The following is a 20,640-nucleotide window of genomic DNA, read 5'->3' on the forward strand; positions in this document are numbered from 1 at the left end:
CAGGGGCCTCGGGCGGTCACTGCGCCTTGGCGAGGGTCCCCAGGTAGAGCTCGATGACCTTCGGGTCGGTCATCAGTGACCGGCCGGTGTCGGTGTAGGCGTTGCGGCCCTGGTCGAGCACGTAGCCGCGGTCGCAGATCTGCAGGCAGCGCCGGGCGTTCTGCTCGACCATGATGATCGAGACGCCGGTGGCGTTGATCCGCCGGCAGCGGATGAAGACCTCGTCCTGGTAGGCCGGTGACAGGCCCGCCGAGGGCTCGTCGAGCAGCAGCACCGACGGGTCCATCATCAGCGCCCGGCCCATGGCGACCATCTGCCGTTCGCCGCCGGACAGCGACCCCGCCTTGCCCTTGCGGCGCTCGCCGAGCAGGGGGAACAGGTCGACGACGTAGTCGAAGCGCTCCTTGAACGTCTTCGACCGCAGGTAGACGCCCATCTGCATGTTCTCCTCGATGGTGAGCGAGGGGAACACGTTGTTGTTCTGCGGGACGTATCCGACGCCGAGGGACACCAGCCGGTGGGCGGGGGCGGAGGTGATGTCCTCGCCGCGCAGCGACACCGAGCCCGAGCGGACCGGGATGAGCCCGAACAGCGTCTTGAGCAGCGTGGACTTCCCGGCCCCGTTCGGGCCGATGATGCCGACGAGTTCGCCCTCCTGCAGGTAGAAGTCACAGCCCCGGAGGATGTTCACGCCGGGCACGTAGCCGGCGACGAGGTCGTCGGCCCGCACCAGGGCGCCCTCGGCCAGGCGCAGGTGTTCCTCGCGGGTGGCGGCCTTCTCCGCCGGCGACAGCTCCGTGGTGCTCGATGCGGCCTCCTCGGCGCGGGTGACCTCCTCGCCGGACTCGTCGACCTGGAACAGCGGCTCGCTCATCGGTCGGTCTCCCTGCGGGTGTCGGAGCCCATGACCTCGCCGCCGCCGTGCTCCTCGGCGGCGATCTGCGCCTCGGCCTGGGCGAGGACCTGGTCCTCCTCCTCGACGGTCAGCGGGGCGTCGTGGTGCGCGCCGAGGTAGGCGTCGACCACGGCCTGGTTCTGGCTGATGGACTCGGGCGGCCCCTCGGCGATCACCCGGCCGGCGGCCATGACGACCACCCAGTCGCTGATGTCGCGGACGACGTCCATGTCGTGCTCGACGAAGATCACCGTCATGCCCTCCTCGCGGAGGTCCTTGACGTGGCCGAGCAGGCTCTGCGTCAGCGCCGGGTTCACGCCGGCCATGGGCTCGTCGAGCATGACGACCTTCGGGTCGCTCATCAGCGCGCGGGCCATCTCCAGCAGCTTGCGCTGACCGCCGGACAGGGTGCCGGCGAAGTCGTCCTTCTTCGCGTCGAGCTTGAACCGCCGGAGCAGGTCGAGCGCCTTCCGGGTGTTCGCCTTCTCCTGCGACCGCCAGGTACCGGGGACCAGCGCGCGGAGGAAGCTCTCGCCCCGCTGGCCCTGGGCACCCAGCAGCATGTTCTCCAGCACGGTCAGGCGCGAGAGCGCCTTGGTGAGCTGGAAGGTGCGGACGACGCCGAGCCGGGCCACCTGGTGCGGCGCGAGCTTGCCCAGGGGCCGGCCGTCGAAGGTCCACGTGCCGGTGTTGGGCTGGTCGAACCCGGTGAGCAGGTTGAACAGCGTCGTCTTGCCGGCGCCGTTGGGGCCGATCAGGCCGGTGATGCCGCCGCGCTGCACCTCGAGGCGGTCGACCGACACCGCGGTCAGGCCGCCGAAGGTGCGGGTGACGTTCTCCACGACGATCGCCGGGTCCGGCTTGGCGACGCCGACCTCCCAGGGCACGTCGCGCAGCGCCGCCTGGGCCAGCCGCTGCGGGGAGCGGCCGGAGCCGCCCTTGTCCAGCGACGCCGCGGAGGCGCCGCTCGGGGGGTTCTCAGCGGGCATCGAGCATCACCTCTCGTCGGTCACCGAAGATCCCCTGCGGACGGAAGACCAGCAACAGCATGAGACCCAGGCCCACGAGCACGAACCGGATCTGCGCCACGTCGGTGGCCGACAGCAGCCCCTCGGGGATGACGCCGTTGTCGATCAGCGCCCGCAGGCCGGTGTCGGCGAACTGGACGACGAACAGCAGGATCACCGCGCCGACCACCGGGCCGAGCACCCGCGCGGCGCCGCCGAGGATCAGCGCGGCGTAGGCGAGGAACGTGTTGGCGTTCTGGAACTGGTCCGGGTTCGCCGCACCGGTGGCCACCACGTACACCATGCCACCGAGACCGCCGATGACGCCGCCGAGCACCAGCGACTGCATCTTGTACAGGTAGACGTTCTTGCCCAGCGCGCGGACGGCGTCCTCGTCCTCGCGGATCGCCTTGAGCACGCGGCCCCAGGGGCTGCGCATGAGCAGCCACACCAGCAGGCACAGCAGGGCCACGAGGACCCAGCCGACCAGGGCCACCCACAGCTCGCCGCCGCTCCACCGGGTGCCGAGGATCGAGTAGCGCTTGCCGGTGTCCCACGGGGCGAGGGAGACGAAGTCGCCGTTGAAGGCCGCCAGGCCGCGGGTGCCGCCGGTGACCTCGCTGGCCGACACCGACCGGAAGAGCAGCCGCAACCCCTCGGCCGCGGCGATCGTCGCGATCGCCAGGTAGTCCGCGCGCAGCCGCAGGGTCGGCAGACCCAGGAGCAGGGCGAGGACGACGGACGCGCCCAGGCCGACGAGCACGCCCACCCAGAAGTCGAGGCCCCACTGCGACACCGAGATGGCGATGCCGAAGCCCCCGAGCAGGGCGAAGCCGATCTGCCCGAAGTTGAGCAGGCCGGTGTACCCGAAGTGGATGTTGAGGCCGATCGCCAACAGGGCGAAGAACACCGCCTGGAAGCCGAGCGCCGACTTGCCGGCGACGGCGAGAGCGTTGAGGAGGTCGCCCATGGCTCAGCCGATCCGTGCGCGGCTGCCCAGGATCCCCTGGGGCCGGATGACGAGGATGACGATCAGCAGCAGGAGGCCCCCGACGTACTTGACGTCGTTGGGGATGACCAGCGTCGACATCTGGACGAAGACGCCCACGATGACACTGCCCACCAGGGCGCCGTAGGCCGTGCCGAGACCGCCGAGCGTGACGCCGGCGAACATGAGCAGCAGCAGCTGGAAGCCCATGTCCCAGCGGACCTGGTCGGAGAGGCCCAGCAGGACGCCGCCCAGCGCGGCCAGGGCGCCGCCCATCATCCAGACGACCAGGATCACCCGGTTGACGTTGATGCCGGAGGAGGCCGCCAGGTCGCGGTTGTCGGCGACCGCGCGCATCGCCTTGCCGATCTTCGTGCGCTGCAGCATGACCGCGACCAGCACCAGGACGACCACCGAGACGATGATCGAGACCAGCGACTGGTTGGTCAGCCGGAACAGCCCGTAGTCGACCGCCCGCGAGGTGCCCAGACCCGAGTAGGGGTTGGAGTCGCCGCCGTAGAGGATCTGGATCAGGTAGCGCAGCAGCAGCGACAGCCCGATGGAGACGACGAGCGCGGCCACCAGGCCGGTGCCGCGGCGGCGCAGCGGCCGCCACAGGCCCAGTTCGTTCAGCGCGCCGAAGGCTGCGCCGCCGATCATGGCGATGATCGCGGCCGGGATGATCGGCACGCCGAGGCCGGTGTTGACCCACCAGGCGAAGAGGGCGCCGATGGTGACCAGCTCGCCGTGGGCGAAGTTGGTCAACCCGGTGGTGCCGAAGATCAGCGACAGGCCGACGGCGGAGATGGCGATCAGCAGCCCGAAGCGCAGGCCGTCGACCAGGAGCTGCACGGCCTGGACGTTGCCGCCGCCCGAGCCGGTGCTGCCGTCGTTCAGGCCGAACTGGACCGGCTGGCGCCGACCCTCGTCGACGGTGACCGTGCGGCTGTCCTCACCCGTGATGACGACGCCGTCGGGCAGGGAGTCGGCGTCGATGGTCACGGTGTACTGGCCCGGCCCGGGGACGTCGACGGCGAACCGCCCGTCCTCGTCGGTCTCGACGCTGCCGACCTCGTCACCGGCGGCGGCCGTGACCGTCACCTCGATGCCCTCGATGGGACCGCTGCGGCTGGTCTGCAGCGTCCCGATGACCTGCTCGCCCTCGGCGCCGGCGACGCCGGGGACCAGCACGGCGAGCCCGGTGGCGGCGACGAGCACCAGCAGGAGCCGGAGCAGCACCCTCCGGGCGGTCCCCGGGCCCGGGCGGATCGCGCTCCGGTGTGGCCGAGGTGGCCCGGCAGTGGCTGACGGGTGCCTCACACAACCTCCCTGTTCGTGGCACTGCCCTGGGGGCGTGGCGTCGATCGGCACGGTGGGTGTCGCGCGACACAACGCGGGCAGTGGAGGCGTGACGGTAACCCAGGCGTGTTGCGTCCCCGTTCCCTCGTCGCTGCACTGTGACCGAAGCGCGACGCGCCGACGCACCCGTCCTGGTGATCACTCCCGTCCCAGGACCGGCGCGTCTGCGTGGCCGCGGGTCGCGGGAGGTGCACGCTCGGCGGCGCCGTCCAGGGAGGGCTCACGTGTCTGCTACCGGCCAGCGGTCCCGCGTCGTCACGCGAACGGCGCGCCCCGACGACCTGCCCGCCGTCCTCGCCCTGGTGCGCCAGCACCGCGCCGAGGCGCACGCGGAGGGCGTCCTCACCGGGCAGACACCGGGTGCGGCCGCGGCGGCCGGCTTCCGCCGGCTGCTGGCCGACCCCGCGCACCGGGTGGTGCTCGCCGTGCTGCCCGGCGCCAACGCCGCGACCGCGGCCACCGCGGGCGAGGTCGCCGTCGGGCTGGCCGTGCTGGGGCTGGACCCGCTGTCGGCGGTGCTCGGCGTCCCGCAGGTCACCGTGGACAACCTCGTCGTGCACCGGGACCACCGCCGGTGCGGGGCCGGGGCGGCGCTGCTGGCCGCGGCCGCCGACCACGCCGCGGAGGTCGGCGCCGAGCACGTCGTCGCCGCGGTCGGCGGGCACGAGGCCGAGCGGCAGCGGTTCTTCGCGCGGATGGGCTTCGCGCCGCTCACCACCCGCCGCATCGTGCCGCGGGAGACGCTGGCCCGGTCGCTGGCCGCCTGGCAGCGCGGCGGCATCCCGCTGCCCCGGCCCCCGCGCCGCCGCCCGGTGTCCCGGGCGCTGCCCGCCTGAACCGCCGCGGGCCCGCGAGCGGTGGGAGCCGCGGGGCCCTCGCCTAGGCCGGGAGGATCGCGCAGGTCAGCCGCGCGGTGGCGGTGGTCCGCCCCCGGTCGTCGGTGACCTCGACGAGGAACGTCGACAGCGTGCGGCCGACGCGGGCCGGGGTGCACACGGCGGTGACCGTGCCCGACGTCGCCGCGCGCAGGTAGCTGGCGTTCAGCTCCACCCCGACGGCCTTCTTCCCCGGGCCGGCGTTGAGCATGGCCGCCCAGGAGCCGATCGTCTCGACCAGCGAGCACGTGGCCCCGCCGTGCAGCAGGCCGAAGGGCTGCTGGTTGCCCTCGACCGGCATCGTCGCCACCAGCCGGGCCGGGTCGTAGTCGACGATCGTGATGCCGAGCTTGTCGTCGAGCGGGCTGGCCGCGCCGGGCGCCAGCCAGTCCGGGGGAGCGGAGGTCACGCCGGGCACCGTAACCGCGGGCGGGCCGGCCCTCCGTGCGGGGCCTCGGAAGCGTGGGTGAGCGCACCTAGGATCGTGCGCGATGTCCGCTCCGGTGACCACCCCCGCGCCCACCGCCCCCTCGGCGACGGCTCAGCCCGCCGCCCAGCGGCCGCGGCTGCTCCTCCTCGACGGGCACTCGCTGGCCTACCGCGCCTTCTTCGCCCTGCCGGTGGAGAACTTCTCCACGACGACGGGCCAGCCGACCAACGCCGTCTACGGCTTCACGTCGATGCTCATCAACGTGCTGCGCGACGAGCAGCCCACCCACCTCGCGGTGGCCTTCGACGTCGGCCGGCAGACGTTCCGCAGCGAGATCTACGCGGAGTACAAGGCCAACCGCACCGAGAGCCCCACCGACTTCCGCGGGCAGGTCAGCCTCATCCAGGAGGTGCTCGCCGCGCTGCGGATCCCGGTGATCACCGCGCCGGGCTACGAGGCCGACGACGTCATCGCCACGCTCACCGTGCAGGCCGTGGAGCAGGGCATGGACGTGCTCATCTGCACCGGCGACCGCGACGCGCTGCAGCTGGTCGACGAGCACGTGACCGTGCTCTACCCGCGCAAGGGCGTCTCGGACCTCACCCGGTTCACGCCGGAGGAGGTCGAGGCGAAGTACGGCCTGACCCCGCAGCAGTACCCGGACTTCGCCGCGCTGCGCGGGGACCCGAGCGACAACCTGCCCAGCATCCCGAGCGTGGGGGAGAAGACCGCGGCCAAGTGGGTGCGCGAGTACGGCTCCCTGGACGAGCTGGTCGACCGCGTGGACACGGTCAAGGGCAAGGTCGGCGAGAAGCTGCGCGAGCACCTGTCCTCGGTGCTGCAGAACCGGCGGCTCACCGAGCTCGACCGGCAGGTCGCCCTCGACCTCGGCCCGCAGGACCTCGCCGTCCGCGCCTGGGACCGCAACGAGGTGCACACCCTCTTCGACAACCTGCAGTTCCGGGTGCTGCGCGAGCGGCTGTTCGCCACGCTGAGCAGCGCCGAGCCCGAGGTCGAGGGCGGCTTCGACGTCACCGCCGACGAGGTGCCGGCCGGCGGGCTGTCCGCGTGGCTGGACGCGCACGCCCGCACCGGGCGGACCGGCGTCGTCTTCCGCGGCACCTGGGGCCGGGGGGCCGGTGAGCTGACCGGGCTCGCGCTGGCCGCCGCCGACGACCACGCGGTGTTCGTCGACCTCGGTCCCGACCTCGACGTCGCCGACGAGCAGGCGCTGGCCGACTGGCTGGCCGACCCGGCCGCCGAGAAGGTGGCGCACGACGTCAAGGGCCCGCTGCTGGCGGTGTGGTCGCGCGGCTGGGACCTGCAGGGCCTGGCCAGCGACACCGCGCTGGCCGCCTACCTGGCGACGCCGGGGCAGCGCTCCTTCGACCTCGGCGACCTCTCGGTGCGCTACCTCAAGCGCGAGCTCAAGGACGCCGCCGAGCCCGAGGGCCAGATGACCCTCGACGGGATGGGGCCGAGCGAGGCCGACCTCGCCGCCGAGGCCGCGCACGCCGACGTCCTCAAGGCGGTCGCCGTCAACGACCTCTCCGACGCCCTCGAGCAGGTCCTCGCGCAGAAGGGGGGCGACCACCTGCTGCAGGGGATGGAGCTGCCGCTGACCCGGGTGCTCGCCCGGATGGAGCACCGCGGCATCGCCGTCGACACGGACCTGCTCGCCGAGCTGCAGCGCGAGTTCGCCGAGGGTGTGGCCGCCGCGGCCGCCGAGGCGTACGCCGTCATCGGCCGGGAGATCAACCTCGGGTCGCCCAAGCAGCTCCAGGCGGTGCTGTTCGACGAGCTGGGCCTGCCGAAGACCAAGAAGATCAAGAGCGGCTACACCACCGACGCCGACGCGCTCACCTGGCTGCTGGCGCAGACCGGGCACCCCTTCCTCGAGCACCTGCTGCGCCACCGCGACGTCACCCGGCTGCGCACGGTCATCGACGGGCTGATCCCGATGGTCGACGACGCCGGCCGCATCCACACGACGTTCCAGCAGACGATCGCCGCCACCGGCCGGCTGTCCTCGATCGACCCGAACCTGCAGAACATCCCGATCCGCAGCGCCGAGGGCCGCCGCATCCGGCAGGCGTTCGTCGTCGGCCCGGGCTTCGAGTCGCTGATGACGGCCGACTACAGCCAGATCGAGATGCGGATCATGGCCCACCTGTCCGGGGACGAGGGGCTGATCGAGGCCTTCACCTCGGGGGAGGACCTGCACTCCTTCGTCGCCTCGAGGGCCTACGACATCCCCATCGAGGAGGTCGACCCGGAGATGCGGCGCCGGATCAAGGCGATGAGCTACGGCCTGGCCTACGGACTGAGCGCCTACGGGCTGGCGCAGCAGCTGCGCATCTCCACCGAGGAGGCGCGCGAGCAGATGCACGCCTACTTCGAGCGCTTCGGCGGGATCCGCGAGTACCTCGACGGCGTCGTCGAGGAGGCCCGGCTGCGCGGCTACACCGAGACCACCCTCGGCCGGCGCCGCTACCTGCCCGACCTCACCAGCGACAACGGGCAGCGCCGGCAGATGGCCGAGCGGATGGCGCTCAACGCCCCGATCCAGGGCTCGGCGGCCGACGTCATCAAGGTCGCCATGCTCGGGGTCGAGCGGGCGATCGGGGCCGAGGGGCTCCGCTCGCGGATGCTGCTGCAGGTGCACGACGAGCTCGTGCTCGAGGTGGCGCCGGGGGAGCGGGAGGCGCTGGAGGAGCTGGTCCGCCGCGAGATGTCCGGGGCCGCGCAGCTGTCGGTGCCGATGGAGGTCTCGGTCGGCGTGGGCCGCAGCTGGGACGCCGCCGCCCACTGAGCCTCGACCTCGAGCAGAGGGTCAGGTGTCGACACGAGCGGCCCCGGTGCGGGGGCCCGCGCCGAGTCTGCGAGGCGTGGGGGGCACCGGGGTCCTTCACCAGGGCCGGTGGGCGACCAGGACGAGCGTGCCGGGGACGAGCGCGCCGCGGGCCGGCGACCACTGGCCCCACTCCTGCGTGCGGCCCGGCGTCCACTCCGGCTCGACCAGGTCGTCGAGGACCAGGCCCGCCCCGACGACGGCGCGCACCCAGTCGCCGACCGTGCGGTGGTGCTCGACGTACACCGTCCGGCCCTCGCCGTCGGTCTCCACGTAGGGCCGGCGGTCGAAGTAGGACGAGACGACCCGCAGGTCCTCGGGGTCGGGGGAGTCCGGCAGCGGCCAGCGGAACGGGTGGTTGACCGACGCGGCGAACCGCCCGCCCGGGCGCAGCACCCGCGCCACCTCGGCCAGCGCCCCCTCGACGTCGGCCACGAACGGCAGCCCGCCGAACGCCGAGCAGACGACGTCGAACGACGCGCCGGCCAGCGGGAGCGCGCCCACGTCGGCCTGCAGCAGCGGCACGACGACGCCGGTGGTCCGGCCCCACTCCGCCGCGCGGGCGAGCATCCCGGCCGACAGGTCCAGCGCGACGACGTCGGCCCCGGCCCGGCGCAGCCACCGCGCGCACGGCGCCGACCCGCAGCCGACCTCGAGCACCCGGCGGCCGGCGACGTCGCCGAGCAGGTGCGCGTCGGCCTCGCGCAGGCCCTCCGGGCACCACAGGAAGTCGACGTCGCCGAGGTCGTCGCCGTGCTCGGCGAGGTAGGCCGGCGCGGCGGCGTCCCACCAGCCGCGGTTGGCGCGGACCGACTCGGCGGACCCGGCCGGCCGCCGCTCGACACCCCCGGCGGCGGGGTAGCCGTCGGGCCCGAGGGGGAGCGTGGGCGGCGGCACCATGACACGCCCAGCGTGACACGCCGCGCCGGATCGGCAGAGGTCGCCCACCCGGTGGACCCCGGTGCGCGCGCGTCCGTACCATGGGGATGCGCCAGAGGTCTGTCAGTGCTGTTACCCGCAAGGGATCGGCGCGCGCCGGCTCTCCCCGCTCCCGCGGTCACCCGGCCGCGGTCCCCCTGTCCCTACGCATCCCCCGTCCGGAGCACTCGACCACATGACCTCCACCCAGGTCCGTCCCGACAGCACCCCCCAGATCGCGGTGAACGACATCGGCACCGCCGAGGACTTCCTCGCCGCGATCGACCAGACGATCAAGTACTTCAACGACGGCGACATCGTCGAAGGCGTCATCGTCAAGGTCGACCGGGACGAGGTGCTGCTGGACATCGGCTACAAGACCGAGGGCGTCATCCCCTCGCGCGAGCTGTCCATCAAGCACGACGTCGACCCCAACGAGGTCGTCAAGGTCGGCGACGAGGTGGAAGCTCTCGTCCTCCAGAAGGAGGACAAGGAAGGCCGCCTGATCCTGTCCAAGAAGCGCGCCCAGTACGAGCGCGCCTGGGGCACGATCGAGGCCAAGAAGGAAGCCGACGAGGTCGTCACCGGCACCGTCATCGAGGTCGTCAAGGGCGGTCTCATCCTCGACATCGGCCTGCGCGGCTTCCTCCCCGCGTCGCTGGTCGAGATGCGCCGCGTCCGCGACCTGCAGCCCTACGTGGGCCGCGAGCTCGAGGCCAAGATCATCGAGCTCGACAAGAACCGCAACAACGTCGTCCTGTCCCGCCGGCAGTGGCTGGAGCAGACGCAGTCCGAGGTCCGCAGCGAGTTCCTCAACAAGCTCGCCCGCGGCCAGGTGCGCACCGGCGTCGTCTCCTCGATCGTCAACTTCGGTGCGTTCGTCGACCTCGGCGGCGTGGACGGCCTCGTGCACGTCTCCGAGCTGTCCTGGAAGCACATCGACCACCCCTCCGAGGTCGTCGAGGTGGGCCAGGAGGTCACCGTCGAGGTCCTCGACGTCGACCTCGACCGCGAGCGGGTCTCCCTGTCGCTGAAGGCGACGCAGGAGGACCCGTGGCGCCAGTTCGCCCGCACCCACCAGATCGGCCAGGTCGTGCCGGGCAAGGTCACCAAGCTGGTGCCCTTCGGTGCGTTCGTCCGGGTCGACGAGGGCATCGAGGGTCTGGTCCACATCTCCGAGCTGGCCGAGCGCCACGTGGAGATCCCGGAGCAGGTCGTGCAGGTCGGCGACGAGATCCTCGTCAAGGTCATCGACATCGACCTCGACCGGCGCCGCATCAGCCTGTCGCTCAAGCAGGCCAACGAGGGCGTCATCGGCGACGAGGAGCAGTTCGACCCGGCCGCCTACGGCATGGCCGCCTCGTACGACGAGCAGGGCAACTACATCTACCCCGAGGGCTTCGACCCGGAGACCGGCGAGTGGCTCGAGGGCTACGAGGAGGCCCGGGAGACCTGGGAGCGGCAGTACGCCGAGGCCCAGGCGCGCTTCGAGGCGCACCGGAAGCAGATCGCCGAGGCCCGCGCGGCCGACGCGGAGGCCGCTGCGGGGGGCAACTACTCCTCCGGCGGTGACGCCCCCGCGGACACCACCACCGGTGGCGGCACCCTGGCCAGCGACGAGGCGCTCGCCGCGCTGCGGGCCAAGCTCGCCGGCGGGGAGTGACCCGCTGACCGTGCGCTGACGGTCTGACGAACGACGGAGGCCCAGGACCCTCGAGGTCCTGGGCCTCCGTCGTGCGCGCACCGGGGTGGCGCAGGGGGGTGCCCGCCCGCCGTCCCCGTCCGGGCGGGCACCCGGTCTCGTCGGGCGCTGCTCCAGAGCGAGCGCCGGACCGGCCTCCTCGCAGGGGCCCGCTGCGAGCGTGCGAGCAGTGGGGGGCGAGGAGGTCCTTGGTCAGAGGCTGAGGATGATCGCGAAGGCGGAGCGCGGGCGGCCGCCGGCCGCGGCCAGCGACTGCCAGGTGTGGCGGCCGGCCGGGGCGGCGTCGAGCAGCCAGCGGAGGAACGCCCCACGGCGCGGGGGCTCCGCCTTCTGCATCGCCATGCGCGTGCGCACGGCGGGGATGTCGGCCACCCGGATCCCGCCCGCACGCTCCGCCCGGTGCCGGCCCGGGGTGCGGGGACCGGCGGGGACCGTCGCGACGGCGGTACGGGGCTGCGACATCGGGCTGCCTGCCTTCCTCGGCTGCGTCCCCCTCCGTGGGGAACCGACGGGGCGGACGTTATGAGGAGTGACGGGTGTGACTGGTGCGACGCGCCGGGCGCAGGGGGCGGGTGTTACCCGTCCGTGACCGCCGTCCGCGCGCTCGTTACCGTCCGTCCGTGCTGCGCATCGGGTTGACCGGCGGGATCGGGTCGGGGAAGAGCACGGTGGCCGCGCTGCTGGCGGCCCGCGGGGCGCTGGTCGTGGACGCCGACCGCATCGCCCGGGAGGTCGTGGAGCCCGGCACGGCGGGTCTGGCCGCCGTCGTCGAGGCCTTCGGGCCGGACGTGCTCACCTCCGACGGGGCGCTGGACCGCCCGGCGCTGGCCGCCGTCGTCTTCGCCGACCCGCAGGCGCGGGCACGGCTGGACGGCATCGTGCACCCCCTGGTGCGTGCGCGCGCCCTGGAGGTCGTCCGGTCCGCCCCGGAGGACGCCGTCGTGGTCCAGGACGTCCCGCTGCTGGTGGAGACCGGCCAGGCCGGCGCGTACGACCTCGTGCTGGTCGTCGAGACCGACCTGGACACCCGCGTCGCCCGGCTGGTGCTGCGCGGGCTCACCGAGGACGACGCGCGCGCCCGCATCGCCGCCCAGGCCACCGACGAGCAGCGCCGGGCGGTGGCCGACGTCGTCCTCGACAACAGCGGCGCCCCCGAGGCACTCGCCGCCCAGGTGGAGCGGTTCTGGGAGGAGCGGGTGGCGCCGGCGGTGGGGGAACGGCGGTGAGCGCCCGCCCGGCCGGCCGCGCCGGGTGAGGGCCCGGAGACGACGGGAGCCCCGGACCGCGGGGGTCCGGGGCTCCGCGTGCTGGTGGGCGATACTGGGTTCGAACCAGTGACCTCTACCGTGTCAAGGTAGCGCTCTACCACTGAGCCAATCGCCCGAGTCCGGTCTGCCGACCGGCCCGCTCCACCGCGCTCGGCGAGGAGGCGAGGTGGAGACGGGATTTGAACCCGTGTAGACGGCTTTGCAGGCCGTTGCCTCGCCTCTCGGCCACTCCACCGCACACACGGGCGCCGGTCTCGCGACCAGCGCCCGAGGTCCCGAGCGGACGACGGGATTCGAACCCGCGACCCTCACCTTGGCAAGGTGATGCTCTACCAACTGAGCCACGTCCGCGTTGCTGTGTTCTGTTGTGTCGCTGTCGTGCAGGGAGAACCATACCCGACCCGCGGCGCGGGTTTCACGGGGGGTCCCCCCGGGCTCACCGCGCCCCGGGATCGGCCCCGCCACCGGACAGCAGCGCGGCCAGCGCGTCGTCGACGTCGAGCGCCGCCGTCTCCTGCCCGGAGGGCACGAGCTCCTCGGTCCGCTGCAGGAACGCGGCCACCGTGGCGCGGGACAGCTCGAACAGCGCTTCCCCGGACGGGGCCCGCAGGTGCAGGTACAGCACGTCACCGGTGGTGCGGGCCGGCCAGATGCGCACGTCGCCGTCGCCGGCCGGCCGCTCGAGCCCCGCGGCGAGCAGTTCGCGGCCGACCAGCCAGGTGATGCCGTCGGCGGCGACCTCCCCGCCCTCGCCGAAGCCGATCCGCACCGCGAAGGGGTCGTGCACCGCGTAGGAGAGGGCGGCCGGCACCTCGGTCCACGAGGTGGGTCCGACCAGGTACAGCGTCGTCGGGACGGAGTACCCGGAGGGGGAGCGGTGTGCCATGTCGCCTCGATCCATGTCACGTGTAACGACGAGCGGAGCCGGATGTTGCGCCGACCTGTTGCCGGGCGTGTCGCCGCGGCCGGGCCGGCCGCGGGCGGTCATCGTCCCGACCGGTCCGCGCGGTCCCACCGGGTTCAGGGGCGGAGACCGTCCGGGGACCTCCCTACCCGGCGTGGTGAACCGCGAAGCGCGCTGTCGCGAATGCGACGTGTGACCATGGGAACCGTGACGCGTCCGGCACGACGTCCGGAGGGCGACCCCGGTGACCTGGACCTCGTGGCGCGCGTACGGGCGGGCGACCGGGGTGCCGTGGACGACCTCTACGACCGGTTCCGGCGGCCGGCGTTCGCACTGGCCCGGCGGGTGCTCGCCGACGACACCCTCGCCGAGGACGTCGTCCAGGACGTGTTCCTCGCCGTCTGGCGCGACCCGCACGCCTACGACGGCGCCCGCGGCAGCTTCTCGGCCTGGCTGATGGCGATGGTCCACCACAAGGCCGTCGACGCCGTCCGCCGGGAGGAGTCGCACCGCCGCCGCCGGGCCCGCGCCGAGGACGACCTCGCGCTGAGCGCCCCCACCGGCGCCCGCGACGTCGAGGACGAGGCGTGGGACCGGGTGGTGTCCGAGCGCGTGCGCACCGCGCTCGGGGCGCTGCCCGACGCCCAGCGGGAGGCGCTCACCCTCGCCTACTACGGCGGGTACACCCAGCGGGAGGTCGCGGCCCTGACCCGCGCCCCGCTGGGGACGGTGAAGACCCGCATGCTGGCCGGCATGCGCCGGCTGAAGGAGGAGCTCGGCGGGGTCGCCGGGCCCACCGCGGGTGGTGCGCTCAGCGGTCCCGCCGCGGTCGACGGAGGCGCCCGGTGAGTCCGCGCCCCGACTCCCACGAGCCCTTCGACGAGCTCGCCGTCGGCTGGGCGCTGCACGCGCTCGAGCCCGAGGACGAGGCGCTGTTCGGCGCCCACCTGCCCACCTGCCCGCGGTGCACCCGGACCGTCGCCGAGACCTCCGAGGTGATGGCGGCGCTGGCCGCGGACCTGCCGCCGGCCGAGCCGGACGACCGGCTGCGCGAGCGGCTGCGGGCCGCGGTCGAGGAGTCCGAGCAGCTCCCGCCGCCGGCCGGCGTCGACCCCGCCGCCCCGACCGTGGCGCCCGTCCCGCCACCGGTCCCGGGCGCCCCCGGCGGGCGCCGCCGCACCGACGGTCCCGTCGCGACCGGCTTCCCCGGCTACGTGCCCGCGCCGGAGGAGCCCGCGCCGGACCCGCGCCCGGTGTGGCGGCGGGTGCTGCCCAACGCCCTGGTCGCCGCGGCCGTCGCGGCGATCCTGGCGCTCGGCACCTGGAACGTCGTCCTGAGCTCCGCGCGGGACGACGCCCGCGCCGCCGCCGTGGAGCAGCAGCAGGTCCTCGAGGCGCTGCTGCAGCCGGGCCGGGCGACCATCGCCCCCGTCCAGGACGGCGACGGGGACCCGGTGGCCACCGTCGTCGCCCGCGACGCGCAGCTGGAGGTCGTCGCGCACGGCCTGCGGGTCAACGACAGCAGCGACAGCGTCTACGTGCTGTGGGGCGTGGTCGACGACGCGCCCGTGGCGCTCGGCACCTTCGACGTCGTCTCCCCACGGACCGACCTCCGGACCGTAGGCTCCGCCTCGACCGGTCTCGACGACTACGCGGCCTACGCGATCAGCATCGAGCCCGGCCGGCAGGCTCCGGCGCAACCGTCGGACGTGGTGGCGAACGGGCAGGTGACCAGCTGAGCGGACAGGACACGGTGTCGCCGCCCCCGCGGCAGCGGCGGGCACGACCGACCGCGGAGCAGCGGCGGGAGCACTTCGCGCAGGACGGCTACCACAGCCTGCGCGAGCGGGTCGCGGAGTCCCGGTGGCGGCGGCGTCTGGCCGCCCGCCGCTCGGTCGACCACACCTACCGGATGGCCGTCGGCATCGTCGGCAGCCTGGTCGTCGCCGTCGGCCTGGTCACCATCCCGCTGCCGGGGCCCGGCTGGCTCACCGTCATCGCCGGCCTGTTCGTGCTGGCCACCGAGTTCATGTGGGCCGAGCGGCTGCTGGAGTTCACCAAGCGGCACGTCAAGGCCTGGACCGACTGGCTGGGCCGCCAGCCGGTGTGGGTGCGCCTGGGCATCGGCGTGCTGACGGCGGCGTTCGTCTACGGCGTCCTGGTCGTCACGCTGCACCTCACCGGCGTTCCGGACTGGGTGCCGGGGTGGGTGCCCCTGTGGCGCTGACCGTCTGGCATCATGGACGGCGCAACGGGCGATTGGCTCAGTGGTAGAGCGCTTCGTTCACACCGAAGAGGTCACTGGTTCGAACCCAGTATCGCCCACCGGCACGAGAGGGCCGGGCTCCCGACGGGGGCCCGGCCCTCTCTGCGTCCACGGGGGGAGACCCCGTCGTCACCCGGGCCGACGCCGCTCAGGGCGACGCCGGCCGGTGGTGTCGGCCGGTGGTGTCGGCCGACCACGACGGCGACGACTCCTGCGGGCTGCCGTCCCGGGAGACGGGAGGGCCGGGCTCCCGACGACGGGGAGCCCGGCCCTCTCGCGCAGTCCCCGGCGGCTCAGGCGGCCGGGCCGTAGGTGAGGTGCGCGACGCCGTTGCTCAGCGCCTCGACGCCGACCAGCGACAGCTTCTGCTTCGTGCCCTCGGGGAACAGGTGGATGCCCTCGCCGACGGCGACCGGGTACACGTACAGGTGCAGCTCGTCGACCAGGCCGTCGGCCACCAGCGCCCGCACGAGGGTGGCGCTGCCGCTGACGTAGAGGTCCCGGTCCGCCTTGAGCTCCCGGATCCGGTCGGCGTCGTAGCCGCCGAGGGAGGTGGAGTTGCGCCACACGCCCTCGGCGTCGGACAGCGTCGAGGAGACGACGTACTTGGTCGTGTCGTTGAAGAACGGCGCGCCGGGGTCCTCCTCGACGGTCCGGGTGGACCACGCCGGCGCGAACATCTCGAAGGTCGTGCGGCCGAGCAGGATCCCCTCCGCCGGCGCCGTGAGGGACCCGATCGAGGCGGCCAGGTCGTCGGGGAAGCCGTAGTCGACCGTCCACATCGGTGCGTCGACGACCCCGTCGACGGTGGTGAACTCGTGCACCCGGATGACGCCCATGCCTGCTCCTCGGTCGGTCGGCCGGCCCTGTCGGCCGGTCTCGTCGGGTCAGACACTGGCGGATCCCGTTTCTCATCGGTGGCGGACCCGCCGTGCTGCACGATGCGGGGATGGAGCCGACCCCGCCGGTGCCCGATGCGTACACGCTGCGTGCCGTCGTCGAGCTGGAGGTGGCGCTCGAGGCCGGGGCGGCGGTCGACGCCGCGCACGCCGTCGTCGGGGACCTGGCGGTGCGGTCCTTCGGCCCCGGGGTGTTCGCCTGGATCGGCGAGGCGCTGGCCGACGAGGACCGGGACCCCGAGGACTGGGCGGCGCTGCTCGCCGACGACGACCTCGCCGGCCGCGTCCTCGCGCACCTGCGGGACCGCGCCGGCGACGACGGCGCCGCGGCGGGCGACCTCGTGTGGTCGGCCCACCCGCCCGGTGCCGGCCACGGCCACGAGCGGTTCCGGCGGGCGGTCCGCCGGCGCCGGCAGGCCGCCCTGACGGCGGCGCTGCTGCCGCGGCCCCCGCGGGTGGCCGGGCGCGGCCGCCGGGACTGAGCGCACGGGGACCGGCGCACGGGGACCGGGCGCACCGGGACCGGGCGCACCCGCCGCCTCCGCCCGGATCGGGCGCACCATGGGGGCGATGGCACCGGACCGGAGGGCACTGGACAGGGTCGCCCGACTGGACGCGGCCGTGGAGCGCGACGGACCCACCTGCATCTGGTGCGGCCGCGCGCTCACCGGGCACGTCCCCCCCACCACCGAGCACGTCGTGCCGCGGGTCAAGGGCGGCCCGTCGTGGCTGGAGAACGAGGTGGCCGCCTGCCGGCGGTGCAACGGCGAGCGCGGGCACACCGCACCGGTCGAGTGGCTGGAGGAGTGCCTGCGCCGCGGCTGGCCCGTCGACGAGCAGCGGCTGGCCCGCGTCCTGACCGGGCTGGCCGAGGCGATCGCCGTCCGCGGCGGGCAGCGCCGGGCCCGGCCGTACCTGGAGTCCCAGCTGCGCCGGCTGCGCCGCCGCGGTGTCGTCGTCGCCCGGTCCGCCTAGCCTGGCCCGCGTGAGCGCGGGGACGGTCGTCGGCATCTCGGTCTACCCCGTCCGCGGGTGCGCCGGGACGCCGCTGCAGCAGGCCGAGGTCGGCCCCGCCGGGCTGGCGGGGGACCGGGAGTCGGCCGTCGTCGACCTCGACGGGCGGGTGCTGCGCGGCAAGGACGCCCCGGGACTCGCCGGCGTCGTCCCCACCGGTTCCCCCGACCTCGACGCCGCCGCCGTCGCCGCGGCGCTGGGCCGGCCGGTGCGGCTCGAGCCGCTGACCGGCCGCCCCGAGGGCGCCGCGGCGGTGCACCTGGTCTCCCGCCAGGCGCTGGACCGGGCCGCGGCCGGCGTCGTCCCGGCCGGCTGCGGCGCCGAGGACCCACGGGCCAACCTGCTCCTCGACCTGCCCGCCGACGACGAGCGGACCTGGGTGGGCCGCCGGCTGCGGCTGGGCTCGGCCGTGCTGCAGGTCACGCGGCTGCCGAAGCACTGCCTGGGCGTCTACGCCGAGGTGGCCGAGCCGGGGACGGTCACGGTCGGCGACGAGGTCCTCCCCGCGTAGTCGGGTCCCCGGGGCCGGCGCGGACGCTCGTTAGGCTGGCCGGTGCGCGTCCGCCTCCGGCCGGGCGCCGTCCGAGCACCTCGCGACCCCCCAGGAGCCCCCGTGTCCGCCGCGCTTCCCCCTGCCGCAACCACCCCGATCCGGGTGCCGGCCGGGACGACGGCCGAGCAGGCGCTCAAGCAGGCCGGGGTCGCGCTCAAGGGCCCCGACGGCGCCGTCGTCGTCCGCGACCTGGCCACCGGCGACCTGCGCGACCTCGCCTGGACCCCCGACGCCGACGCCGAGGTCGAGCCCGTCGTCGCGGCCAGCCCCGAGGGGCGGGCGGTCATCCGGCACTCGACCGCGCACGTGCTCGCCCAGGCCGTGCAGGACCTGTTCCCCGGCACCCGGCTGGGCATCGGCCCGCCGGTCGAGAACGGCTTCTACTACGACTTCGACCCCGAGAAGCCGTTCACCCCGGAGGACCTGCAGGCGCTGGAGAAGCGCATGCAGCAGATCGTCAAGGCCGGGCAGCGCTTCGCCCGCCGGGAGATCAGCGACGACGACGCCCGCGCGGAGCTCGCGCACGAGCCGTACAAGCTCGAGCTGATCGGCCTCAAGGGCGGCGAGGCTGCGTCCTCCGATGACGGCGCCTCCGTCGAGGTCGGCGGCGCGCAGCTGACCATGTACGACAACCTCGACCCGCGCACCGGCGAGCGGCTGTGGACCGACCTGTGCCGCGGCCCGCACCTGCCGCGCACCTCGAACATCCCGGCGTTCAGCCTCACCCGCTCGGCCGCCGCCTACTGGCGGGGCAGCGAGAAGAACCCGCAGCTGCAGCGGGTCTACGGCACCGCGTGGGAGAGCCGCGAGGCGCACAAGGCGTACCTGGAGCAGGTCGCCGAGGCCGAGCGCCGCGACCACCGCCGCCTCGGCGCCGAGCTGGACCTGTTCAGCTTCCCCGACGAGATCGGGTCGGGCCTGGCGGTGTTCCACCCGAAGGGCGGTGTCGTCCGGCGGGAGCTGGAGGCCTACAGCCGCCGGCGGCACGAGGAGGGTGGGTACTCCTTCGTCAACACCCCGCACATCACCAAGGGCCGGTTGTTCGAGATCTCCGGCCACCTCGACTGGTACGCCGAGGGCATGTACCCGCCCATGCAGCTCGACGAGGAGCGCGACGCCGACGGCACCGTCCGCCGGCAGGGGCAGGACTACTACCTCAAGCCGATGAACTGCCCGATGCACAACCTGGTGTTCGGGTCCCGCGGCCGCTCCTACCGCGAGCTGCCGCTGCGGCTGTTCGAGTTCGGCACCGTCTACCGGTACGAGAAGTCCGGCGTCATCCACGGGCTCACCCGCGCCCGCGGCTTCACCCAGGACGACGCGCACATCTACTGCACCCCCGAGCAGATGGCCGGGGAGCTGCGCGGGCTGCTCGACTTCGTGCTCGGCCTGCTCGCCGACTACGGCCTCAGCGACTTCTACCTCGAGCTGTCCACCCGCAATCCGGACAAGTCCGTGGGGTCGGACGAGAGCTGGGAGGTCGCCACCGAGGCGCTGCGGCAGGCGGCGCTGGACTCCGGCCTCGAGCTCGTCCCCGACCCGGGCGGCGCGGCGTTCTACGGCCCGAAGATCTCCGTGCAGGCCCGCGACGCCATCGGCCGCAGCTGGCAGATGTCGACCATCCAGGTCGACTTCAACCTGCCCGAGCGGTTCGGCCTGGAGTACACCGCCGCCGACGGGTCCCGCCAGCGGCCGGTGATGCTGCACCGCGCGCTGTTCGGCTCGATCGAGCGCTTCTTCGCCGTCCTCACCGAGCACTACGCCGGCGCGTTCCCCGCGTGGCTCGCGCCGGTGCAGGTGGTCGGCATCCCGGTCACCGACGACCAGGTCGGGTACCTGACCGACGTCGCGCTGAAGCTGCGCACCCACGGCATCCGGGTCGAGGTCGACGACTCCGACGACCGCATGCAGAAGAAGATCCGCAACGCCAGCAAGCAGAAGGTGCCCTTCGTGCTCATCGCCGGGGCCACCGACGCGCAAGCCGGTGCGGTCTCCTTCCGCTACCGCGACGGCAGCCAGCGCAACGGCGTGCCGGTCGACGAGGCCGTCGACGCCGTCGTCGCCTGGGTGGCCGCGCGGCACAACGCCGACCCGACGGCGGACGCGCCCCTGGAGTCGCGGTGACCGTGGGGCCCGACGGCTTCACGGTCCCCGTCTCCGCCGACGACGGCGGGCCGGCCGCCGTCTTCGAGCACCTGTGGACGCCCTACCGGATGGCCTACATCCGGGGCTCGGGCAAGCCGACCGGCGAGCACGACTGCCCGTTCTGCCTCATCCCGGCGATGCCGGACGAGCAGGGGCTGGTGGTGGCGCGCGGCGCGACCGTCTTCGCGGTGCTGAACCTCTACCCCTACAACGCCGGGCACCTCATGGTGGTCCCTTACCGGCACGTGCCCGACTACACCGACCTGACCGACGCCGAGGTCGCCGAGCTGGGCGCGTTCACGCAGACGGCGATGCGGGTGGTGCGGCAGGTGACCGGAGCACACGGTTTCAACATCGGGATGAACCAGGGGTCGGTGGCGGGGGCCGGGATCGCCGACCACCTGCACCAGCACGCGGTGCCGCGCTGGGGCGGCGACACGAACTTCATGCCGGTCATCGGCCTCACCCGGGTGCTGCCGCAGGTGCTGGCCGAGACCCGCACGCTGCTGGCCGCGGCCTGGCCGGGGGCTGCGTCGTCGGCCCCGTCCGCGCGGACGGGGGACTGA

At 73.9% G+C, this 20,640-nt stretch carries 21 protein-coding genes and 4 tRNA genes; 13 read left to right on the forward strand and 12 right to left on the reverse strand.

Features of this window, described 5'->3' with window-relative positions; translation table 11 throughout:
* Window positions 1–16: 16 nt before the first annotated feature.
* From ACI8AB_RS14700 to ACI8AB_RS14715, 4 genes are read right to left on the reverse strand one after another with little or no spacing between them, the layout of a single operon-like run.
* The gene (locus ACI8AB_RS14700) at window positions 17–874 is read right to left on the reverse strand and encodes an ABC transporter ATP-binding protein (protein WP_456950704.1); all 858 of its coding nucleotides are present in this window, start codon (window positions 872–874) and stop codon (window positions 17–19) included.
* Window positions 871–1,884: an ABC transporter ATP-binding protein gene (locus ACI8AB_RS14705; RefSeq protein WP_456950705.1), complete on the reverse strand. Its 1,014-nt coding sequence runs from the start codon at window positions 1,882–1,884 to the stop codon at window positions 871–873. Before ACI8AB_RS14705 ends, ACI8AB_RS14700 begins: the two co-directional genes overlap by 4 nt.
* On the reverse strand, window positions 1,874–2,872 hold the full coding sequence (locus ACI8AB_RS14710; RefSeq protein WP_456950706.1) for a branched-chain amino acid ABC transporter permease: 999 nt from the start codon (window positions 2,870–2,872) through the stop codon (window positions 1,874–1,876). The genes ACI8AB_RS14705 and ACI8AB_RS14710 overlap by 11 nt, the downstream gene beginning before the upstream one ends.
* Window positions 2,873–2,875: 3 nt before the next feature.
* Entirely contained in the window at window positions 2,876–4,129 is a 1,254-nt protein-coding gene (locus ACI8AB_RS14715) for a branched-chain amino acid ABC transporter permease (RefSeq protein WP_456950707.1), read from the reverse strand.
* 344 nt (window positions 4,130–4,473) lie between these two features.
* Between ACI8AB_RS14715 and ACI8AB_RS14720 the strand changes: the two genes are divergently transcribed.
* Entirely contained in the window at window positions 4,474–5,085 is a 612-nt protein-coding gene (locus ACI8AB_RS14720) for a GNAT family N-acetyltransferase (protein WP_456950708.1), read from the forward strand.
* 43 nt (window positions 5,086–5,128) lie between these two features.
* Here the strand turns inward: ACI8AB_RS14720 and ACI8AB_RS14725 are convergent, their stop codons facing one another.
* Window positions 5,129–5,533 carry a PaaI family thioesterase gene (locus tag ACI8AB_RS14725; protein ID WP_387986690.1) on the reverse strand — a complete coding sequence of 135 codons (405 nt, stop codon included), beginning with the start codon at window positions 5,531–5,533 and terminating at the stop codon, window positions 5,129–5,131.
* A gap of 82 nt (window positions 5,534–5,615) precedes the next feature.
* Here ACI8AB_RS14725 and polA point away from each other — a divergent pair, with 82 nt between their 5' ends.
* Window positions 5,616–8,366, forward strand: a complete 2,751-nt coding sequence (polA, locus tag ACI8AB_RS14730; protein ID WP_456950709.1) for a DNA polymerase I — start codon at window positions 5,616–5,618, stop codon at window positions 8,364–8,366.
* Between the two features lie 96 nt (window positions 8,367–8,462).
* Here polA and ACI8AB_RS14735 read toward each other — a convergent pair whose 3' ends face one another.
* Window positions 8,463–9,305: a class I SAM-dependent methyltransferase gene (locus ACI8AB_RS14735; protein ID WP_456950710.1), complete on the reverse strand. Its 843-nt coding sequence runs from the start codon at window positions 9,303–9,305 to the stop codon at window positions 8,463–8,465.
* A 214-nt stretch (window positions 9,306–9,519) separates the two neighbouring features.
* Here ACI8AB_RS14735 and rpsA point away from each other — a divergent pair, with 214 nt between their 5' ends.
* Window positions 9,520–10,986, forward strand: a complete 1,467-nt coding sequence (gene rpsA, locus ACI8AB_RS14740; RefSeq protein ID WP_456902752.1) for a 30S ribosomal protein S1 — start codon at window positions 9,520–9,522, stop codon at window positions 10,984–10,986.
* Window positions 10,987–11,217: 231 nt separating this feature from the next.
* Here rpsA and ACI8AB_RS14745 read toward each other — a convergent pair whose 3' ends face one another.
* Complete coding sequence (locus ACI8AB_RS14745; RefSeq protein WP_456950711.1) at window positions 11,218–11,397, reverse strand: hypothetical protein; 180 nt, start codon at window positions 11,395–11,397, stop codon at window positions 11,218–11,220.
* Window positions 11,398–11,645: 248 nt separating this feature from the next.
* Between ACI8AB_RS14745 and coaE the strand changes: the two genes are divergently transcribed.
* A complete protein-coding gene (coaE, locus tag ACI8AB_RS14750; RefSeq protein ID WP_456950712.1) occupies window positions 11,646–12,251 on the forward strand; it encodes a dephospho-CoA kinase in 606 nt (201 codons plus the stop codon).
* Window positions 12,252–12,333: 82 nt separating this feature from the next.
* Here coaE and ACI8AB_RS14755 read toward each other — a convergent pair.
* The 4 genes from ACI8AB_RS14755 to ACI8AB_RS14770 all read right to left on the reverse strand — a co-directional run bounded on the left by ACI8AB_RS14755 (window position 12,334) and on the right by ACI8AB_RS14770 (window position 13,179).
* A tRNA-Val gene (locus ACI8AB_RS14755) sits at window positions 12,334–12,408 on the reverse strand.
* 49 nt (window positions 12,409–12,457) lie between these two features.
* A tRNA-Cys gene (locus ACI8AB_RS14760) sits at window positions 12,458–12,528 on the reverse strand.
* Window positions 12,529–12,571: 43 nt separating this feature from the next.
* Window positions 12,572–12,644, reverse strand: a tRNA-Gly gene (locus tag ACI8AB_RS14765).
* Between the two features lie 85 nt (window positions 12,645–12,729).
* Window positions 12,730–13,179, reverse strand: coding sequence for an SsgA family sporulation/cell division regulator (locus ACI8AB_RS14770; protein ID WP_456902755.1), 450 nt, complete (start codon window positions 13,177–13,179; stop codon window positions 12,730–12,732).
* A gap of 216 nt (window positions 13,180–13,395) precedes the next feature.
* Between ACI8AB_RS14770 and ACI8AB_RS14775 the strand changes: the two genes are divergently transcribed.
* The 4 genes from ACI8AB_RS14775 to ACI8AB_RS14790 all read left to right on the forward strand — a co-directional run bounded on the left by ACI8AB_RS14775 (window position 13,396) and on the right by ACI8AB_RS14790 (window position 15,522).
* Window positions 13,396–14,046, forward strand: a complete 651-nt coding sequence (locus tag ACI8AB_RS14775) for a sigma-70 family RNA polymerase sigma factor (RefSeq protein WP_456950713.1) — start codon at window positions 13,396–13,398, stop codon at window positions 14,044–14,046.
* On the forward strand, window positions 14,043–14,936 hold the full coding sequence (locus tag ACI8AB_RS14780; protein WP_456950714.1) for an anti-sigma factor domain-containing protein: 894 nt from the start codon (window positions 14,043–14,045) through the stop codon (window positions 14,934–14,936). The genes ACI8AB_RS14775 and ACI8AB_RS14780 overlap by 4 nt, the downstream gene beginning before the upstream one ends.
* A 14-nt stretch (window positions 14,937–14,950) precedes the next feature.
* Complete coding sequence (locus tag ACI8AB_RS14785) at window positions 14,951–15,424, forward strand: TIGR02611 family protein (protein WP_456950715.1); 474 nt, start codon at window positions 14,951–14,953, stop codon at window positions 15,422–15,424.
* 26 nt (window positions 15,425–15,450) lie between these two features.
* Window positions 15,451–15,522: transfer RNA gene (locus tag ACI8AB_RS14790), tRNA-Val, on the forward strand.
* Between the two features lie 234 nt (window positions 15,523–15,756).
* Here ACI8AB_RS14790 and ACI8AB_RS14795 read toward each other — a convergent pair.
* Window positions 15,757–16,302: a dihydrofolate reductase family protein gene (locus ACI8AB_RS14795; protein WP_387986712.1), complete on the reverse strand. Its 546-nt coding sequence runs from the start codon at window positions 16,300–16,302 to the stop codon at window positions 15,757–15,759.
* Window positions 16,303–16,412: 110 nt separating this feature from the next.
* On the opposite strand from ACI8AB_RS14795, the gene ACI8AB_RS14800 reads away from it, so the two are divergent.
* From ACI8AB_RS14800 to ACI8AB_RS14820, 5 genes are all read left to right on the forward strand, one after another.
* Window positions 16,413–16,844 carry a hypothetical protein gene (locus ACI8AB_RS14800; RefSeq protein WP_456950716.1) on the forward strand — a complete coding sequence of 144 codons (432 nt, stop codon included), beginning with the start codon at window positions 16,413–16,415 and terminating at the stop codon, window positions 16,842–16,844.
* Window positions 16,845–16,983: 139 nt separating this feature from the next.
* Window positions 16,984–17,337 (forward strand): HNH endonuclease, encoded by a 354-nt coding sequence (locus ACI8AB_RS14805; RefSeq protein ID WP_456950717.1) that lies wholly within the window; start codon window positions 16,984–16,986, stop codon window positions 17,335–17,337.
* Window positions 17,338–17,347: 10 nt separating this feature from the next.
* Window positions 17,348–17,887: an MOSC N-terminal beta barrel domain-containing protein gene (locus tag ACI8AB_RS14810; RefSeq protein ID WP_456950718.1), complete on the forward strand. Its 540-nt coding sequence runs from the start codon at window positions 17,348–17,350 to the stop codon at window positions 17,885–17,887.
* A gap of 102 nt (window positions 17,888–17,989) precedes the next feature.
* Window positions 17,990–20,053, forward strand: coding sequence for a threonine--tRNA ligase (thrS, locus tag ACI8AB_RS14815; protein WP_456950719.1), 2,064 nt, complete (start codon window positions 17,990–17,992; stop codon window positions 20,051–20,053).
* Window positions 20,050–20,640 carry an HIT family protein gene (locus tag ACI8AB_RS14820; RefSeq protein WP_456950720.1) on the forward strand — a complete coding sequence of 197 codons (591 nt, stop codon included), beginning with the start codon at window positions 20,050–20,052 and terminating at the stop codon, window positions 20,638–20,640. Before thrS ends, ACI8AB_RS14820 begins: the two co-directional genes overlap by 4 nt.

It is taken from the genome of Geodermatophilus sp. SYSU D00698, from assembly GCF_054050335.1.

Bases quoted from the DNA above. Each gene is read 5' to 3' on its own strand.
- ACI8AB_RS14700 (WP_456950704.1), bottom strand. From the start codon at position 874: ATGAGCGAGCCGCTGTTCCAGGTCGACGAGTCCGGCGAGGAGGTCACC.
- ACI8AB_RS14705 (WP_456950705.1), bottom strand. From the start codon at position 1,884: ATGCCCGCTGAGAACCCCCCGAGCGGCGCCTCCGCGGCGTCGCTGGAC.
- ACI8AB_RS14710 (WP_456950706.1), bottom strand. From the start codon at position 2,872: ATGGGCGACCTCCTCAACGCTCTCGCCGTCGCCGGCAAGTCGGCGCTC.
- polA (WP_456950709.1), top strand. From the start codon at position 5,616: ATGTCCGCTCCGGTGACCACCCCCGCGCCCACCGCCCCCTCGGCGACG.
- ACI8AB_RS14735 (WP_456950710.1), bottom strand. From the start codon at position 9,305: ATGGTGCCGCCGCCCACGCTCCCCCTCGGGCCCGACGGCTACCCCGCC.
- rpsA (WP_456902752.1), top strand. From the start codon at position 9,520: ATGACCTCCACCCAGGTCCGTCCCGACAGCACCCCCCAGATCGCGGTG.
- ACI8AB_RS14770 (WP_456902755.1), bottom strand. From the start codon at position 13,179: ATGGCACACCGCTCCCCCTCCGGGTACTCCGTCCCGACGACGCTGTAC.
- ACI8AB_RS14775 (WP_456950713.1), top strand. From the start codon at position 13,396: ATGGGAACCGTGACGCGTCCGGCACGACGTCCGGAGGGCGACCCCGGT.
- ACI8AB_RS14795 (WP_387986712.1), bottom strand. From the start codon at position 16,302: ATGGGCGTCATCCGGGTGCACGAGTTCACCACCGTCGACGGGGTCGTC.
- ACI8AB_RS14800 (WP_456950716.1), top strand. From the start codon at position 16,413: ATGGAGCCGACCCCGCCGGTGCCCGATGCGTACACGCTGCGTGCCGTC.